An 18,979-nucleotide genomic window follows, 5' to 3' on the forward strand; every position below is an offset into this window, starting at 1 on the left:
CGAAAGGAATTCAGGGGCAACAGCGCAGCGATTAGCTGAAGCGCATGGAAAGATCCATGGCCCTGACATGCTTGGTCAGCGCGCCGACAGAAATATAATCCACGCCGGTTTCCGCGAATTCGCGTAGCGTTTTTTCCGTCACGTTACCGGAGACTTCAAGTAGCGCACGGCCTGCGGTGAGGGCAACGCCTTCACGCATCATCGGCACGGTGAAGTTATCCAGCATGATAATGTCAGCACCCGCATCCAGCGCCTGCTGAAGTTCATCCATGGATTCGACTTCTACCTCGACGGGCACGTCGGCGTGGATCCATAAGGCGCGTTCTACGGCGGCTTTTATCGAGCCACAGGCAATGATGTGGTTTTCTTTAATCAGAAATGCATCGGCAAGACCAAGGCGGTGATTGCTTCCGCCACCGCATAACACGGCATATTTCAGTGCCGTACGCAGGCCAGGCAAGGTTTTCCGGGTATCGAGCAACTGAGTTTTTGTGCCCTCAAGGATTTTCACATAGTGATTCACTTCGGTTGCCACACCGGACAGGGTTTGCACGAAGTTAAGAGCGGTGCGCTCACCGGTCAGCAGCATGCGTGCGGAGCCTGAGAGTTCACATAAGGTCTGGTTTTCAGAAACGTGGTCGCCGTCTTTGACATGCCATTTGACGGTGATTTTATCGCCTGCCAGTTGGAGAAAGACTTCGTCCAGCCAGCGCTGGCCGCAGAAAATACCGGCTTCGCGGGTAATGATGGTGGCGTTAGCATTTTTGTCTTGCGGCAACAGTTGAGCAGTTAAGTCATTGTTGGCATTGGCTTCGCCCCCAAGATCCTCACCGAGAGCCTGAGTAACAAGAGAAGGAATATCATTCTGGATACGTTCGAGTAACTGTGCGCGGCGACTTTCACGGCTGTAGCTGCGGGTAGACATACAAATACTCCGAAATGGCGGATAAGAAGGACAAAAAAACATGCTACCCTGTTGCTGTGATAAGTACCACCTGAGCACATCATTGAGGTCTTTGATGCACTTAAAACAAGGCTGGATAACAGAAGCCCGGCAGGTCGTTTCCCCTCATTTTGATCTCCGTCCTGAAGATGAAATTCCCTCATTGCTGGTGATCCATAACATCAGTTTGCCGCCTGGAAAATTCGGCGGTCCTTATATTGATCAATTGTTTACCGGTACGCTGAATCCGCAGGATGATCCTTATTTTGAAGGGATCAGTCACTTACGCGTTGCTGCGCATTGTTTAATTCGTCGTGATGGCGAGATTGTGCAATATGTGCCCTTTAACAAACGCGCCTGGCATGCGGGTGTATCCAGCTGGCGGGGGCGTGAGCGCTGTAATGATTTTTCGATTGGTATTGAGCTGGAAGGGACGGATTTTGAGCCTTTTACTGATGCGCAATATCGCAACCTGGTTGCCGTTACTGAGTTGTTAATGAAGCATTATCCCATTAGTCTTGAAGCGATTACCGGACACAGTGATATTGCTCCCGGGCGTAAGACCGATCCCGGCCCTGAATTCGACTGGGCATTTTATCGCAAGCTGTTAGCGCTGCCGGTAGGGCAGAATGACCTTTCTGACCTGTAATTAACCGGTTTTCGGTTTCGTTTTTACGGGTGTGATGTGTTTAGAGAGAGTGACAATCGATGACGTTATTTACTTTGCTCCTGGTGCTGGCTTGGGAACGCTTGTTCAAACTGGGTGAACACTGGCAGTTGGATCATCGGTTTGAGGTGATTTTCCGCCGCGGCCGGCAGGCTTCTCTGGCTAAAACGCTGGTCATTACGATTGTCTGGATGGTGATCATCTGGGCAGTATTGCGCGCAGTGCAGGGGATCTTCTTCGGGGTGCCAACCCTGATTTTCTGGGTGATTTTATGTCTGCTGTGTATTGGCGCTGGCATCAAACGCAAGCATTACCGTGCCTACCTTAAGTCCGCCCGTCAGGGCGATGCTGATGCCTGTAAGGAAATGGCAGAAGAGCTGGCCTTGATCCACGGGTTGCCGACAGATTGCAGCGAAGAAGCCCGGCTGAGAGAGCTGCAAAATGCGCTGCTTTGGATTAACTACCGTTACTATCTCGGGCCGTTGTTCTGGTTCGTGGTTTGTGGGCCTTACGGACCGATAGCGCTGGGCGGTTATGCCGTATTGCGCGGTTACCAGACCTGGCTGGCGCGCCATATGCCGCCGTTGAAACGTTCGCAGTCCGGCGTGGATGCCCTGTTACATATTCTCGACTGGATCCCTGTTCGTCTGGCTGGCGTGGCTTATGCATTGCTTGGTCATGGCGAGAAAGCCTTACCGGCCTGGTTTGCTTCGCTGGGCGATATTCACTCTTCGCAATACCATGTATTAACGCGGCTGGCGCAGTTCTCTCTGGCGCGCGATCCGCATACCGATCCGGTACAGACACCTCGCGCTGCTGTGAGCCTCGCGCGTAAAGTGACGATGATAATCCTGGTGGTTGTAGCGCTGCTGACGATTTACGGCACCTTGATTTAATTCTCTTTTATCATCCGATATTGCATAAAAAAGCCCGGTACATTTTTAGTGTCCGGGCTTTTTGTTTTTTGTCAGTGCTGTTTTTGTAACGTCAGCGGACGGTTATCGGCGGCGGGTTCTCCGAAATCGGGCATGCCATTCTCGTCCCAGCGGAAGGTTTTAATGCGCGTATGCCGGTTCGGGTCGTACAGCGGATCACCCTCAATTTCAGTGTAGTTTCGGGCATGATATACCAGCACGTCTGCGCCCTGTTCGTTGCGCGTGAAGCTGTTATGTCCCGGCCCGAACTGCCGGTTCTGGGCCTGCGTGGTGAATACCGGACGCTGGGATTTATGCCAGCTCACCGGATCCATCAGATTGCTGTTGATGTCTGCAGTGAGGAGGCCGATACAGTAATTTTCGTCGGTGGCGCTGGCGGAATAGGTGATGAAAATTTTATCACCGTGTTTGATCACCGCCGGTCCCTCATTAACCCAAAAACCGATGATTTCCCAGTCCAGCTCCGGCTTGCTGAGCATGACGGGCGGTGATTTCAGCGTCCACGGGTTTTCCATTTCGGCCAGATACAAATTGGAGTTTCCGCGAATTTCCGGGTCTTTCTGCGCCCACAGATAATAGCTTTTGCCCTGATGCTCAAAGTGCGTGGCATCGAGCGAGAAGCTGTCGATCGGCGTCTGGATCCGGCCTTTCTCCTGCCATTTCCCTGTGAGCGGATCCGCCTCTTCACACACCAGCGCATACATTCTGTGCTGGAATAAGCCGTCAACAATCTCCTGTGAGGGGGCGGCCGCGTAATAGATCACCCATTGTCCGTCGATAAAATGCAACTCCGGTGCCCAGATAAGTGCGCTCATCGGGCCGGTATCAGGTTTATGCCAGACAATGGTGGCTGGCGCGTCGGCAAGCCCTGTCAGCGTTGGCGAGCGGCGGATCTCCAGCCGGTCATATTCAGGCACTGATGCGATAAAGTAATAGTTTCCGTCGTTGTGCAGCCAGATATGCGGATCTGCACGTTGCTCAATCAGCGGGTTGGGATAATTACTCATGTTTCAGCTCCTTGCTGGTCAGTGGGACGCTGAGTGCTTCTGCGTCCTGTGCATTTTTCTCGTCGTGATATTCATTCAGCTCGCGGTAATTACGGCGGCGAATCTCCAGATCTGCCTGAATGGTACGCATGGTTTCGCGATCAACTTTCAGTAAGCGTACAACACCGGCAGTGATGAGGTAGCCCACGCCAGGAATGACGGTGAACAACAACATGATGCCGTTGATGGCATGGTCGCTTTGCTGCGTTGCGCTGGCATTGTAGCCATACGCGGAGAGCAGGAAGCCGACCATCGCGCCCGCTACCGCCAGTCCGCATTTCAGGAAGAACAGGTTACCGGAGAAGCTGATGCCGGTAACACGTTTGCCGGTTTTCCATTCGCCGTAATCGTCAACGTCGGCCATCAGCGACCAGTGTAGCGGGGAAGGGAGCTGGTGCATGATGTTGAGGATGAAGTACGCCACCAGAATAAGCGTGGTGGCGTGCGGGTCGAGGAAATAGAATCCGCAGGAGAAAATGGTCAGGATGATATTGGCCCAGAAGAACACTTTCAGTTTGCAGTATTTATCGGTCAGCGGTTTTGCCAGTGCACTGCCGATCATCATGCCCACCACGCCGAGGCTGATAAACATGCTGGCAAAGGATGTGGATTTTTCCATTACCCAGGTGACGTAATACATAGTGGCTGCCATACGGATAAAGCCCGGGCACACGTTGCAGAATGTCAGCAGCAGGATGCGTACCCACTGGTCGTTTTTCCACACATCTTTCAGGTCAGATTTTAAGGCATGTTTTGACGGTACCGCAGGCTGAATACGTTCTTTTACCGAGCTGAAGCAGAACAGGAACATGAACAGCGCGATGATTGCCATCACCCCCATCGACATCTGATAGCCCTTGGCTTTGTCTGCGCCACCGAAAAAGTCGGCCATCGGCAGTAAGGTGGAAGACAGGATCAGCGTCGCGATCCCTACCATAAAGAAGCGGTAAGACTGGCAGGCAACACGCTCATGCGGATCGGCTGTAATGACGCCGCCCAGCGAGCAGTAGGGAATGTTGATGGCGGTGTAAGTCAGGGACATCAGGAAGTAGGTTACAAACGCATAGATAACTTTGCTGTTGTAACTCCATTCTGGTGTGGTGAACATCAGCACACTGAACAGTACGTATGGCACCGAAACCCATAACAAATACGGGCGGAATCGTCCCCAGCGGGTGGTGGTACGGTCAGCAATCGCGCCCATGATCGGGTCGGTGACGGCGTCGATAACACGCACTGATAGCAGCAATACGCCAACCAGTGCCGGGGCTAAACCGAAGATATCTGTGTAAAAATAATTAAGAAACAGCATGATGGCGCCGCCAATCATATTGCAGCCCGCATCCCCCATTCCGTACGCCACTTTCTCTTTGAACGACAGTGCGCCTTCCTTCATGGATGTTCTCTCCGGATTGTGGATAAAAGGATTTTGTTAAAAAACTGTTTGTTAGCCCTGAGTATTGGCCGGAGAAGGGAAGAGGGGTCAGGAGGTAAGAGTCATGAAGATGGACATTTTGGTCATACGGGAGGAAATGTGACGTACCTAACAAAGCGCCCCGGTAAGTCTTCACTTAACCGGGGCGCTTTTTCGTTTCAATTTTAAAACGAATACTTAAGCGTTAACGGATTTCCCGCTTTGCTGATTTTTGACCCAGTAACCGATGGCCAGAACTACCAGCCACACCGGGATCAGCCATACGGAGATCGCCATGCCCGGGGTGATAGCCATGATCACCAGAATTGCCGCCATAAACAGCAGGCAGATGTAGTTACCCAGCGGATACAGCAGCGCTTTGAACTTAGGTTCCACGCCTTCACGACGTTTCGCCTGACGGAATTTGATGTGCGCCAGGCTGATCATCGCCCAGTTGATCACCAGTGCAGACACCACCAGAGCCATCAGCAGACCAAACGCTTCACCCGGCATCAGGTAGTTAATCAGAACACACAGCGCTGTGGTGGCAGCAGAAACGAGGATAGAAGCCACCGGCACGCCGCGCTTGTCGACGTTGAGCAATGCTTTAGGCGCGTTGCCTTGCTGAGCCAGACCAAACAACATGCGGCTGTTGCAGTAAACACAGCTGTTATAAACCGACAGCGCTGCCGTCAGGATCACCACGTTCAGAGCATTCGCTACCAGTGCATCACCCAGGTCATGGAAGATCAGCACAAACGGGCTGGTATCCGGCCCGACACGGGTCCATGGCATCAGGGAAAGCAGGACGGCAAGTGAGCCCACATAGAAAATCAGAATACGGTAGATAACCTGATTGGTTGCTTTAGGAATGCTGGTTTCCGGATTATCCGCTTCAGCAGCAGTAATCCCGACCAGTTCCAGGCCACCGAAAGAGAACATGATGATCGCCATCATCATCACCAGCCCGGTCATGCCATGGGGCAGGAAACCGCCTTGCTCCCACAGGTTGCGAACTGTTGCCTGAGGGCCTGCCGTGTCGCTGAACAGCAGCCAGCCACCGAACAGAATCATCGCCACCACGGCAACCACTTTGATGATCGCAAACCAGAACTCCATCTCGCCAAACACTTTAACGTTAGTCAGGTTGATAGCGTTGATCAGCACGAAGAAAACCGCAGCAGAAGCCCATGTCGGGATTTCCGGCCACCAGAATTGAATATATTTACCGACGGCAGTCAGTTCGGCCATCGCGACCAGAACGTACAGCACCCAGTAATTCCAGCCGGAAGCAAAACCCGCAAATCCGCCCCAGTATTTATAGGCAAAATGACTGAATGAACCGGCAACCGGTTCTTCAACCACCATTTCACCCAACTGACGCATAATTAAGAATGCGATAAAACCCGCAATGGCATAACCGAGAATAATCCCCGGCCCTGCGGACTGAATGACGGAAGCACTGCCCAGAAACAGCCCTGTACCGACGGCCCCACCTAATGCAATCAACTGGATATGCCGGTTTTTGAGACCGCGCTTCAGCTCATCGCCTTGTTGTTGATCAACCATTTACCTGTCCTCTGTCATTGGGGCAAAACCCATAACATTCTGTGTGTTAGAGAGAATGTAAGGCGATAATTACACTTTTTGTATCTAATTATTTACGGCTGGATTGTGCCTAAAAATCAGGATCATCTACCGTTCGGGCAAGAATAATGTTATGCGGAAAAGTTTGCACGGGGTTTATGCATCATCTGCATAACAAATAGCCAAATTGACTGTAAATTTGTTCAGGATCCATAAAATGTGATCTGAGGCCGGGTAAAAAAGATAAATGATAAAAATTTGTTAAAATGTGCGGGGTCGACGCATTTACTGGGTAGCCATATGGACACAAGGTGAATACTTTGTTACTTTACGGCCACGTTTTTTAAATTGGTATTACCAATTGACTCCGGCAACTTAACAGAGTCGCTACTCGCAGAGAACCGCACATATATGGCTTACAGCAAAATCCGACAGCCTAAGTTATCCGATGTGATCGAGCAGCAACTTGAGTTTCTGATCCTCGAAGGCACCTTGAGACCCGGGGAAAAGCTTCCGCCAGAGCGCGAACTTGCCAAACAGTTTGATGTATCGCGACCTTCTCTCAGAGAGGCAATCCAAAGCCTGGAAGGGAAGGGGCTACTCCTGCGCCGTCAGGGTGGTGGTACTTTCGTACAAAGTAACCTGTGGCAAAGCGTGAGTGATCCGCTGGCTGAGTTACTGGCCGACCATCCTGAATCACAATTCGATCTCCTTGAAACACGACACGCCCTTGAAGGTATCGCTGCGTATTACGCGGCGCTTCGTGGCACAGAGGAAGATCTGCAGCGCATTCGCGATTGTCACGTGGTCATTCAGACCGCACAAGACAGCGGAGATCTGGACGCAGAAGCCGACGCGGTTATGCAGTATCAGGTCGCTGTAACAGAAGCAGCCCATAATGTGGTGCTGCTGCATCTGGTTCGCTGTATGGGGCCGATGCTCGAGAAGAACGTTCGACAGAACTTTGAATTGCTTTACTCACGCCGGGAAATGCTGGCGACGGTAAGCAACCACCGCGCCAGTATTTTCGAGGCGATTGTTGCACGGGAACCAGAAATAGCGCGTGCCGCATCTCACCGTCACCTGGCGTTCATTGAAGAAGTTTTGCTGGATCTCAGCAGGGAACACACCCGGCGGGATCGGTCTTTACGACGGCTCCAGCAACGAAAAGATGAAAGTTAACCATCAGGGTTAATTTTTAGAGCCTTCATTTGAGGGCTCACGGCAACTACATGACGGGCCTGTCTTCGTGCGTTCTCTTAGCGGCGAAGCGCGTTTCAGAAAGAGCGCAGGAAGACAGGCTCCAGATAAACCAACGTATTAGAGACAGATAAGGAAAAGCACCATGTCAGAACGTGTAAATAATGACGTGGATCCGATCGAAACTCGCGACTGGCTACAAGCGATCGAATCGGTCATCCGTGAAGAAGGTGTTGAGCGTGCACAGTTCCTGATCGATCAGGTTCTCAGTGAAGCGCGCAAGGGCGGCGTAAGCGTCGCTGCTGGCGCAGCCAGCCGTAACTACGTCAATACCATCGCTGTTGAAGACGAACCTGAATACCCGGGTAACCTGGAGCTGGAACGTAACATTCGTACTGCTATCCGCTGGAACGCCATCATGACCGTTCTGCGTGCGTCCAAGAAAGACCTGGAACTCGGCGGCCACATGGCTTCCTTCCAGTCTTCTGCGACCGTGTACGAAGTGTGCTTCAACCACTTCTTCCGTGCGCGCAACGAAAAAGACGGCGGCGATCTGGTGTACTTCCAGGGCCACATCTCTCCGGGCGTGTACGCGCGTGCTTTCCTTGAAGGCCGTCTGACTGAAGACCAGATGAACAATTTCCGTCAGGAAGTTCACGGAAAAGGTCTGTCGTCTTATCCGCACCCTAAACTGATGCCTGAGTTCTGGCAGTTCCCGACCGTATCCATGGGTCTGGGCCCGATCGGTGCCATCTATCAGGCTAAATTCCTGAAATATCTGGAACACCGTGGTCTGAAAGACACCTCCGCACAGCGCGTTTACGCATTCCTGGGCGACGGTGAAATGGACGAACCAGAATCCAAAGGGGCGATCACCATCGCGACCCGTGAGAAACTGGACAACCTGTGCTTCATCATCAACTGTAACCTGCAGCGTCTTGATGGCCCGGTAACCGGTAACGGCAAAATCATCAACGAACTCGACGGCATCTTTGCAGGCGCTGGCTGGAACGTGATCAAAGTGATCTGGGGCAACCGCTGGGATGAACTGCTGCGTAAAGACACCAGCGGTAAACTGATCCAGCTGATGAACGAAACCGTGGATGGCGACTATCAGACCTTCAAGTCCCGCGACGGTAAATACGTTCGTGACCACTTCTTCGGCAAATACCCTGAAACCGCCGCTCTGGTCAAAGATATGACCGACGACGAAATCTGGGCGCTGAACCGTGGCGGCCATGATCCGAAGAAAGTCTTCGCTGCACTGAACAAAGCACAGAACACCAAAGGTCAGCCGACCGTTATCCTTGCGCATACCATTAAAGGTTATGGCATGGGCGACGCTGCCGAAGGTAAAAACATTGCTCACCAGGTGAAGAAAATGAACATGGATGGCGTGCGCTATATCCGTGATCGTTTTAGCGTGCCAGTAACCGATGAAAATCTGGAAAAACTGCCGTACATCACGCTGGAAAAAGACTCTGCAGAATACAAATACCTGCACGAACGTCGCGCTGCGCTGAAAGGCTACCTGCCGACCCGTCTGCCAAACTTCACGCAGAAGCTGGAAATGCCGAAACTGGAAGACTTCTCACAACTGCTGGAAGAGCAGAAGAAAGAGATCTCTACCACTATCGCTTTCGTCCGTGCACTGAACGTGATGCTGAAAAACGACTCCATTAAAGACCGTCTGGTGCCGATCATCGCCGATGAAGCGCGTACATTCGGTATGGAAGGTCTGTTCCGTCAGATTGGTATTTACAGCCCGAACGGCCAGCAGTACACCCCGCAGGACCGTGAGCAGGTTGCTTACTATAAAGAAGACGAGAAAGGTCAGATCCTGCAGGAAGGTATCAACGAACTGGGTGCCGCATCTTCATGGCTGGCCGCAGCAACGTCTTACAGCACCAACGATCTGCCAATGATCCCGTTCTACATCTACTACTCCATGTTCGGTTTCCAGCGTATCGGCGACCTGTGCTGGGCAGCGGGTGACCAACAGGCGCGTGGCTTCCTGATCGGTGGTACGTCAGGTCGTACTACCCTGAACGGCGAAGGTCTGCAGCACGAAGATGGTCACAGCCATATTCAGTCTCTGACTATCCCTAACTGTATTTCTTACGACCCGTCTTACGCCTACGAAGTGGCTGTCATCATGCATGACGGTCTGGTGCGTATGTACGGTGAAGCGCAGGAAAACATTTATTACTACATCACCACGCTGAACGAAAACTACCACATGCCAGCCATGCCGGAAGGCGCGGAAGAAGGCATCCGTAAGGGTATCTACAAGCTGGATACGCTGGAAGGCAGCAAAGGGAAAGTGCAGTTGCTGGGCTCCGGTTCCATCCTGCGTCACGTACGTGAAGCGGCAGAGATCTTGTCCAAAGACTACGGCGTAGGTTCTGACGTTTACAGCGTGACCTCCTTCACTGAACTGGCCCGCGATGGTCAGGACTGTGAGCGCTGGAACATGCTGCACCCGACTGAAACCCCACGCGTTCCGTACATCGCCCAGGTGATGAGCGATGCGCCAGCGGTGGCGTCTACTGACTACATGAAACTGTTTGCTGAACAGGTTCGTACATACGTTCCGGCCAGCGATTATCGCGTACTGGGTACGGATGGCTTCGGTCGTTCAGACAGCCGCGAAAACCTGCGTCACCACTTCGAAGTGGATGCGTCTTACGTTGTGGTTGCTGCGCTGGGTGAATTGGCTAAACGCGGCGAAATCGAAACGTCTGTAGTGGCTGAAGCCATTAAGAAATTCGATATCAATCCAGAAAAAGTTAACCCGCGTCTGGCATAAGAGGTAAAGACAGATGGCTATTGAAATTAACGTACCGGACATCGGTGCAGATGCAGTGGAAGTCACCGAAATTATGGTGAAGGTGGGCGATAAAGTTGAAGCAGAACAATCGCTGATCACCGTTGAAGGCGATAAAGCTTCTATGGAAGTGCCTTCTCCACAAGCTGGCGTGGTCAAAGAAATTAAAGTTGCGGTCGGCGATACCGTCGAAACCGGCAAACTGATCATGATCTTTGACGCCGCTGACGGTGCTGCTGATGCAGCACCTGCGAAACAGGAAGCCAAAGCAGAAGAGAAACCTGCTGCTGCTGCCGCACCTGCTTCCAGCGAAAGCAAAGAAGTGAACGTACCTGATATCGGTGGCGACGAAGTTGAAGTCACTGAAATTATGGTAAAAGTAGGCGACACAGTAGAAGCGGAACAATCGCTGATCACCGTAGAAGGCGACAAAGCCTCTATGGAAGTCCCTGCGCCGTTCGCGGGCAAAGTGAAAGAAATCAAAATCGCTGCGGGCGACAAAGTCAGCACCGGTTCCCTGATCATGGTCTTCGAAGTTGCAGGTTCTGGTGCAGCCGCACCTGCCGCAGCAGCAGAAACCCAATCAGACGCGGCACCTGCTGCACCGGCTCAGTCCGGCAGCAAAGAAGTGAACGTGCCTGATATCGGTGGCGACGAAGTTGAAGTCACTGAAATCATGGTGAAAGTGGGCGACAAAATCAGTGCAGAACAGTCACTGATTACCGTTGAAGGCGACAAAGCCTCAATGGAAGTCCCGGCTCCGTTCGCGGGTACCGTGAAAGAAATCAAAATTGCTGCGGGCGACAAAGTCAGCACCGGCTCTCTGATCATGGTCTTCGAAGTAGAAGGCGCTGCGCCTGCTGCTCCGGCGGCTAAGAAAGAAGAAGCGGCTGCCCCGGCGAAACAGGAACAAAAAGCCGCTGCTCCTGCTGTTAAAGCAGAAAGCAAAGGCGAATTCGCAGAGAACGATGCTTACGTTCACGCCACGCCGGTTATCCGCCGTCTGGCCCGTGAATTCGGCGTTAACCTGGCGAAAGTCAAAGGCACTGGCCGTAAAGGTCGCATCCTGCGTGAAGACGTACAGACTTACGTGAAAGACGCGGTCAAACGTGCTGAAGCCGCGCCGGCAGCAGCAACGGGTGGCGGTCTGCCGGGCATGTTGCCTTGGCCGAAAGTGGACTTCAGCAAGTTCGGTGAGATTGAAGAAGTTGAACTGGGCCGTATCCAGAAAATCTCTGGTGCGAACCTGAGCCGTAACTGGGTGATGATCCCGCACGTTACGCACTTCGACAAAACTGATATCACTGAGCTGGAAGCGTTCCGTAAACAGCAGAACGATGAAGCCGCTAAACGCAAACTGGACGTGAAATTCACTCCGGTGGTCTTCATCATGAAAGCCGTTGCCGCTGCCCTTGAGCAGATGCCACGCTTCAACAGTTCCCTGTCCGAAGATGGTCAGAAACTGACGCTGAAAAAATACATCAACATCGGTGTGGCGGTTGATACGCCAAACGGTCTGGTTGTTCCGGTCTTCAAAGACGTGAACAAGAAAGGCATCGCCGAGTTGTCCCGTGAGCTGATGGCTATCTCCAAGAAAGCCCGTGACGGTAAGCTGACTGCTGGCGAAATGCAGGGCGGTTGCTTCACTATCTCCAGCCTCGGGGGTATCGGGACGACCCACTTCGCGCCAATCGTTAATGCGCCGGAAGTGGCTATCCTCGGTGTTTCCAAGTCTGCCATTGAGCCAGTCTGGAACGGCAAAGAGTTCACACCGCGTCTGATGATGCCAATGTCGCTCTCCTTCGACCACCGTGTCATTGACGGTGCCGATGGTGCGCGCTTCATCACCATCATCAACAACGTGTTGTCAGACATTCGCCGCCTGGTGATGTAAGTGAAAAGCCGGCCAGACGGCCGGCTTTTTTCTGATAATCTCTTCATGCTGTTTGAGATTTTCCAGGGCAAAGCACAAATCGGATGCCGTTTGTTGTTTCAAATTTGTTAACAATTTTGTAAACTGCGGGCGGATAGAACGACCCGGTGGATGATGGGCGTTACGATATAAAATGACGTCAGACCCGCCGGACATAAATTAAGAGGTCATGATGAGTACTGAAATTAAAACTCAGGTCGTGGTACTTGGGGCGGGTCCTGCGGGCTATTCTGCTGCTTTCCGTTGCGCTGATTTAGGTCTTGAAACTGTTCTGGTTGAACGTTATTCCACGCTTGGCGGCGTGTGTCTGAACGTTGGCTGTATCCCTTCTAAAGCTCTGCTGCACGTCGCGAAAGTGATCTCTGAGGCAAAAGCACTGGCTGAACACGGTATTGTTTTCGGTGAGCCGAAAACGGACATCGATAAAGTCCGCGTCTGGAAAGAAAAAGTCATCAACCAGCTGACCGGCGGTCTGTCCGGTATGGCGAAAGGCCGTAAAGTCAAAGTCGTTAACGGCTTGGGCAAATTTACTGGCGCGAATACTCTGGTTGTTGAAGGCGAAAATGGTCCGACGACCATCACTTTCGACAATGCCATCATTGCGGCGGGTTCCCGTCCAATCAAACTGCCATTCATTCCACATGATGACCCGCGTGTCTGGGATTCTACTGATGCACTGGAGCTGAAAAGCGTCCCTGAGCGTCTGCTGGTCATGGGCGGCGGCATTATCGGTCTGGAAATGGGCACCGTTTATCACGCGCTGGGTTCTCAGATTGACGTGGTAGAAATGTTTGATCAGGTGATCCCTGCGGCTGATAAAGACGTGGTGAAAGTCTTCACCAAGAAAATCAGCAAGCAATTCAATCTGATGCTGGAAACCAAAGTGACAGCCGTAGAAGCCAAAGAAGATGGCATTTACGTCACGATGGAAGGCAAAAAAGCCCCAGCTGAACCACAGCGTTATGACGCCGTGCTGGTGGCTATCGGTCGTGTGCCTAACGGTAAACTGCTGGAAGCGGGCGCTGCAGGCATTGAAGTGGACGACCGTGGTTTCATCCACGTCGACAAACAAATGCGCACCAACGTGCCACACATCTTTGCTATCGGCGATATCGTCGGTCAGCCAATGCTGGCGCACAAAGGTGTTCACGAAGGCCACGTGGCTGCCGAAGTTATCTCCGGCAAGAAACACTACTTCGATCCGAAAGTCATTCCATCCATTGCCTACACTGAGCCAGAAGTTGCCTGGGTGGGTCTGACTGAGAAAGAAGCGAAAGAAAAAGGCATCAGCTACGAAACCGCCACCTTCCCGTGGGCAGCTTCCGGCCGTGCTATCGCTTCCGACTGCGCAGACGGCATGACCAAACTGATCTTCGACAAAGAATCTCACCGTGTTATCGGTGGTGCGATTGTCGGCACCAACGGCGGCGAGCTGCTGGGCGAAATCGGTCTGGCGATCGAAATGGGTTGTGATGCAGAAGATATCGCGCTGACCATCCATGCTCACCCGACTCTGCACGAGTCCGTGGGTCTGGCAGCAGAAATCTACGAAGGCAGCATTACCGACCTGCCAAACCCGAAAGCGAAGAAAAAGTAATTTTCTCCTTTGCTGATAAACGCCTCTCCGGAGGCGTTTTTTTTTGCCTGATATTAGGTGCTAGTTATTTATATATCAAATAGGTTGTTAATGATAAATATAAATTGAATATGTTTAATGCGTTGATTGTTTAATATTTGGTGTCTGATTGCTTTATTCGTGAGCTTGGTAGCATTTTATTTTAAATTCAATGTTAAAACGGAGGGGGTTAATTGTTTTAATTACATTAGATATATAAATGGAGCAACAATGGACGTTAAGTTAAGGACTACGCTCAGCGTATTATGTTTATTGTCATTATGTCCGTCGGCTAAGGCCGCAACCGAATGTATGTTTACCTCACAATCAAACGTAAATATCACCTACAGCGATACGATTGTAATTACTGATGAAGCACCGCCTGCCAATGGTTTTAAGCAACTCACCACGCAAACCAGTACGCAATATATTCCTTCAACCGAGATTCATTCAACCTGTAATGCAGGTCAGGATGGGCAAGCTTTTTCAGGCAGTGTTGCCGGATATCAGGGGTCATTAGATATTTTTACCGCCATAAAGGGTAAAAACGTGCAACTTTATGGCACGTCTATTCCCGGCATATTTTATGCGGTAAAAATGTATAGCAAAAAATGCCCGGAAATGGGGGGCTATGTTCCCCCGAGTAAAGACTGGACGTTTCTCTATGATGTTGGCGATGACGATGAAAAATCGTGTTTGAAAAGTGATGAGCCTTATTATTTTGACCTGGCTTTCTTTATGAATTCAGATTACCAGCCGCGGGAAGATACCATCGCGATTCAAAATATCCCGATACAGGAACACGGCAATTTCAAACTTTCCGGTACGGATGGTGATGATGCGCAAGGGAAGGCAACGGTTGAAACGGTGCAGTTTGTCGCTGAATTAAGGAAGAATGCCACGGAATGTCCAACGTCGGCGACATTGTTGAATGAATTACAAAACAACCTTGCGAAGAATAACCAAATAGTCACGGCCCAGCATCGAGGGGATTTTAATGACACGCAGCCAGAAAACAGCCTCGGTGCTTTTCATCTGTCCTATGATCGTTGCCGCGCTAACGTGGAAACGGATGTCCGCGCGACGTCAGACGGTGAACTGGTTGTGTTTCATGATCTCAACATCGGTAAGATGCTTGAGCCAACTTATGATCCTATCGCGAACTCCGGGCCGAATGTGGCGCTGAGTAGTTTGACACTGGCAGAATTGCAGCAAAAGTACCTCGTCAATGTTGCCACGCGACAACCGACAACGTATACGGTACCGACGGTCAATCAACTGATAGATGATTACATTGCCTATAATGGCCAGTCACTCATTTATCTCGAAACCAAGTCATCTTCCGTCATCATGCCCACTGCACTGGCCCTGTATAATAAATCGGTTACGTATTCGGGCAGCAACCTGTTACAGCGGATCATTATGAAAGTGAATATGGCGGAATATCCCTCGCCAGACCTTTGGAATAATGCACTGATTAACGCCGGTATCCCGGCGGGGGTCACCATCATGATCGATCCGGTGATTACACCTAATGATGCCAGTAAAATAAATGACTTGCCTGACACCACCTTTGCCTGTCCTGCCGGGATCTCCGATAGCAAGGCGGTTTGTGCCGTTCGCGCATGGGCAAACGCGCCAGCGACACAGGCCCCGATGGTCTCTGTGTTAATTAAAGATTCCGCCGATTTTGAGGAAGTGAGCACCAAACAAAATGAACAGGGCAGCTATGACGCGCCAGCCAATTTCCAGTTATCAAATACGGTGAGTGGTACGGTGGCTGAAATGGTGGCGGTAATTAAAGGGGCAGGGAAAGCGCTGGAGATATTCTCACCCGTACCAGATTACATGTTATGGAAAAATTTAAATTTCTACACCGAAACGGTCTATGACAAAAATATCCCGCAGGATATCTCGGTCAGAGAAGCATTTTATAATAACGACTCATCATGCTGTTACCGCGTGCTGGATAAGCTCAGTCCGTCAACAATAGCGGCAGAAAAAAATGATTATCGCATGAACCTCGGCTGGCTGCGGGATATCGGCGCAAATGTCATTACGGCTGACGACACGGATTCAATTAATACTTATTTTTCTGGCACTGGAGTGCTTGATAGAAAATTAACGCCACATGTCTGGACACCTTCTTTTTATATGCAATCGATTCTGTCCTGGCAATTGGGTAGTGCAGTCATGGAAGGCAAGAGTCTGGCTTCCGAGAAAGATGCTTATGCTCTCTATAATAACAATGATTCCTATGCATGGACCTATCGTCCCGACCCACCTATTGCGGTGATGCGAGCCGGCTATTACGCATGGATGTCAGTTAAACGACAACCCGATGGACGGGTACGTATTTCACCCGCATATAATAAGGAGCAATGCTTGCGCTCAGCGTTGAGCAACCATTCGTGGGATTATGTTGGCTGGAAAAAGGATTGCACCTCGGAGAATACATTGTGGGAGATGCAACCTAAAAGCGGCAGTGAGGATTGGTTTTCGCTAATTGATGCCCATCATATGAGCCTGGGTTGGGCATACTCGGGCAAACTGTATTACGCCTATTCCTATGGCTATGTCTACGTCGATAAACCGTCAACGCTATCGGATCCTTATTACTGGTCATTCGGCACAGCAATATAACACGCGGTCGTCAGGCATAGTGCGCTATGCCTGATTAATCACCTGATACAACGGGATCATCGCCGCGCCCCACGAGGCGCTTTCGGCACCCATCGGGGAGTTCTCCAGCCGGACTTTCGGGCGGTCTGGATCAAGCCTGGCATCGAGCCTTTGCGTTAAAACCTCAGTCAGCCTTTCGGTGATGGTTTTTGGCATGGCACCCCCTAAAATAATCAACTGTGGATCCAGCCATTGCAGACATCCCATGATGCTCTGCTCGACCTGATCGCAACAGCGTGAAAACCAGACTTCCAGCAAGGGATGCTGTTCTGCGGTGAGTGCCGGTAGTTGCGCTTCGCTTAACCCTGCTTGTGTGAGCGTCGCGACCAGATCTTTATAGGATGGACGCGGTTTATCGCCGGGAAATGCCATACCGACTTCACCGGCATTCAGAAACCCGCCGCGCAGGAGTTTGCCATCGGCGATAATCCCGGCACCGATCCCGTAGCCGAGATCGATAAAGGTTATGTCACGATAGGAATTCCACGTACCTGAATACAGCTCGCCAATCGCCGAGGCATTGGCGTTGTTTTCAACCCATGTCGGCCAGGGCAAATTGTCCTCAAACGCCTGTTGCAGGTCGACATCGCGCCAGCTTGAAAGCCAGGCCACACAGTGACGCTTTTTGCCATCGGGCTTGAGAAAACCCGGCACGGCATACCCCATGCCGAGGATGCGCGCATGTTTAAGCTGGCGTTTTTTTAACGTCTGCTCCACCAGGTTTTTAATCTGTTTTAGTGTGGTGGCAAGCGGCTGATTTTCCTGATGAGGCTCAGAAATACTGAACAGTTTGCGGCCACTGAGATCGACCAGCGTCATGTCGATAAAGCCAGGGCTGAAAGCCAGCCCGACCGCACACGCGCCGCCAGGATTGAGCCGCAGGGGCAGCGACGGTTGTCCGCGCTGCCCCATATTGCGTTCGCCTTCGATAACCAGACCCGAAAATAAAAGCTCCCGGCATTGTTGGGTGATTGCCCCTGCAGTGAGATTTGAATAGCGCGCCAGTTCGGCGCGTGTCACCGGTGCATGGCGACGAATCAGCTCCAGCAGCAAACGTTGGGTAGGACGCAGTTCCAGACGGTCAGGTTTTACATTCATAATATGGCTATCGTTTTTGTTATCAGGCCCAGCGCAGTCCCGCTTCTTCAATCAGCGCCTGCAGGTACGGAAGATCATCATGGCTGAGCATATCGATCAGACCTTCACGCAGCCAGCCCATGATCTCGGGGTGACTATCATACCCGAATTTGTGCTGGTACTGCTCCAGTGGTGTCATGCCATTTTTCACTTCATGCAGGTACATGCGTACCCCCAGTCCCGCCTGTTTATAGGCCCGAAGATCGTCAACATGGGCGAACTCATATTCAAAACAGACGCAACTGGCATGGGAATGCTGCACGGCGGCCAGTTGATTGTTGTAACGCTCCAGCGTCACGACCTGCAATGCTAAATCTGGGATCAGGGCTTTGACGCGGTTAATCAACACATGATTAAACCCCAGCAACTGAATATGTGACAGCGCCTCTGGCATTGACTGCAACAAGGCAACCAGATGATACACAAATTCGTCATGTCGACGACGTTGCTTCACTTCCACGATCAGGCCCATGCCATTCTCTACCGCCCAACGCAGAATATCCTGCAATAAAGGGATCGGCGTGCCCGCAAATTGCGCATGGTATTTAACGCCGAAATCAAATTGCCGTAACTGCGCGAGCGTCATTTGCTCGACAAAACCTGTGCCGGTCGACACGCGATCAATGCGGTGATCGTGTGTGACCACCAGATGATTATCTGCGGTCAGATGAATATCTAACTCAATGCAATGAGTCCCTGCCTCTTTTGCCCCGATAAACGCGGGCAGAGTGTTTTCCGGATAACGGCTGGAGTAGCCGCGGTGACTGTTTGCCAGCACGATGCCTTGTGCGGCCTGATGAAAGTTAAACGCCATTGCCTGTTCCTTTTATGGTGTGAACATATGGCCATTAAATTTACTCTTTAAATTTAATTATGGAAATAAAATAATTATAGTGATTATTTTTATTATTCAACATTATGATAAATAATTAGTTTTTGTGTTTTTATGGCTTGGTTTTGATTTTGAGGATCTTTGTCACATAAATTTTATAT

General features: G+C 51.2%; 13 protein-coding genes. 7 read left to right on the forward strand and 6 right to left on the reverse strand.

The genetic code is table 11. The annotated features are described in order from the left end of the window. Positions 1–31 precede the first annotated feature (31 nt). A complete protein-coding gene (nadC, locus tag ABIC79_RS09190) occupies positions 32–925 on the reverse strand; it encodes a carboxylating nicotinate-nucleotide diphosphorylase (RefSeq protein WP_013576992.1) in 894 nt (297 codons plus the stop codon). A gap of 94 nt (positions 926–1,019) precedes the next feature. Between nadC and ampD the strand changes: the two genes are divergently transcribed. Then, on the forward strand, positions 1,020–1,592 hold the full coding sequence (gene ampD, locus ABIC79_RS09195; RefSeq protein ID WP_015690461.1) for a 1,6-anhydro-N-acetylmuramyl-L-alanine amidase AmpD: 573 nt from the start codon (positions 1,020–1,022) through the stop codon (positions 1,590–1,592). A gap of 59 nt (positions 1,593–1,651) precedes the next feature. Further along, positions 1,652–2,506, forward strand: a complete 855-nt coding sequence (gene ampE, locus ABIC79_RS09200) for a beta-lactamase regulator AmpE (protein ID WP_013576990.1) — start codon at positions 1,652–1,654, stop codon at positions 2,504–2,506. A gap of 71 nt (positions 2,507–2,577) precedes the next feature. On the opposite strand, the gene ABIC79_RS09205 is transcribed toward ampE, so the two are convergent. From ABIC79_RS09205 to aroP, 3 genes are all read right to left on the reverse strand, one after another. Next, a complete protein-coding gene (locus ABIC79_RS09205) occupies positions 2,578–3,552 on the reverse strand; it encodes a glycoside hydrolase family 43 protein (protein ID WP_354566868.1) in 975 nt (324 codons plus the stop codon). Next, on the reverse strand, positions 3,545–4,987 hold the full coding sequence (locus ABIC79_RS09210) for a glycoside-pentoside-hexuronide (GPH):cation symporter (protein ID WP_013576988.1): 1,443 nt from the start codon (positions 4,985–4,987) through the stop codon (positions 3,545–3,547). The genes ABIC79_RS09205 and ABIC79_RS09210 overlap by 8 nt, the downstream gene beginning before the upstream one ends. A gap of 216 nt (positions 4,988–5,203) precedes the next feature. Next, positions 5,204–6,574, reverse strand: coding sequence for an aromatic amino acid transporter AroP (gene aroP, locus ABIC79_RS09215; RefSeq protein ID WP_015690460.1), 1,371 nt, complete (start codon positions 6,572–6,574; stop codon positions 5,204–5,206). Between the two features lie 429 nt (positions 6,575–7,003). On the opposite strand from aroP, the gene pdhR reads away from it, so the two are divergent. The 5 genes from pdhR (at position 7,004) to ABIC79_RS09240 (ending at position 16,810) form a co-directional block, all read left to right on the forward strand. Then, positions 7,004–7,774, forward strand: a complete 771-nt coding sequence (pdhR, locus tag ABIC79_RS09220; RefSeq protein ID WP_013576986.1) for a pyruvate dehydrogenase complex transcriptional repressor PdhR — start codon at positions 7,004–7,006, stop codon at positions 7,772–7,774. Positions 7,775–7,937: 163 nt separating this feature from the next. Then, positions 7,938–10,601 (forward strand): pyruvate dehydrogenase (acetyl-transferring), homodimeric type, encoded by a 2,664-nt coding sequence (gene aceE / locus ABIC79_RS09225; protein ID WP_013576985.1) that lies wholly within the window; start codon positions 7,938–7,940, stop codon positions 10,599–10,601. Between the two features lie 13 nt (positions 10,602–10,614). Continuing rightward, on the forward strand, positions 10,615–12,513 hold the full coding sequence (gene aceF, locus ABIC79_RS09230; RefSeq protein WP_015690459.1) for a pyruvate dehydrogenase complex dihydrolipoyllysine-residue acetyltransferase: 1,899 nt from the start codon (positions 10,615–10,617) through the stop codon (positions 12,511–12,513). A gap of 211 nt (positions 12,514–12,724) precedes the next feature. Beyond that, a complete protein-coding gene (gene lpdA, locus ABIC79_RS09235; protein ID WP_013576983.1) occupies positions 12,725–14,149 on the forward strand; it encodes a dihydrolipoyl dehydrogenase in 1,425 nt (474 codons plus the stop codon). 249 nt (positions 14,150–14,398) lie between these two features. After that, complete coding sequence (locus tag ABIC79_RS09240; protein WP_354566873.1) at positions 14,399–16,810, forward strand: glycerophosphodiester phosphodiesterase family protein; 2,412 nt, start codon at positions 14,399–14,401, stop codon at positions 16,808–16,810. A gap of 24 nt (positions 16,811–16,834) precedes the next feature. Here the strand turns inward: ABIC79_RS09240 and ABIC79_RS09245 are convergent, their stop codons facing one another. Further along, positions 16,835–17,947: an ROK family transcriptional regulator gene (locus tag ABIC79_RS09245; RefSeq protein ID WP_354566875.1), complete on the reverse strand. Its 1,113-nt coding sequence runs from the start codon at positions 17,945–17,947 to the stop codon at positions 16,835–16,837. Positions 17,948–17,969: 22 nt separating this feature from the next. Continuing rightward, positions 17,970–18,800, reverse strand: a complete 831-nt coding sequence (locus tag ABIC79_RS09250) for a glycerophosphodiester phosphodiesterase (RefSeq protein WP_013576981.1) — start codon at positions 18,798–18,800, stop codon at positions 17,970–17,972. Positions 18,801–18,979 lie beyond the last annotated feature (179 nt).

It is taken from the genome of Rahnella sp. 2050, from assembly GCF_040544515.1.
In the GTDB taxonomy this organism is placed as follows: domain Bacteria; phylum Pseudomonadota; class Gammaproteobacteria; order Enterobacterales; family Enterobacteriaceae; genus Rahnella; species Rahnella aceris.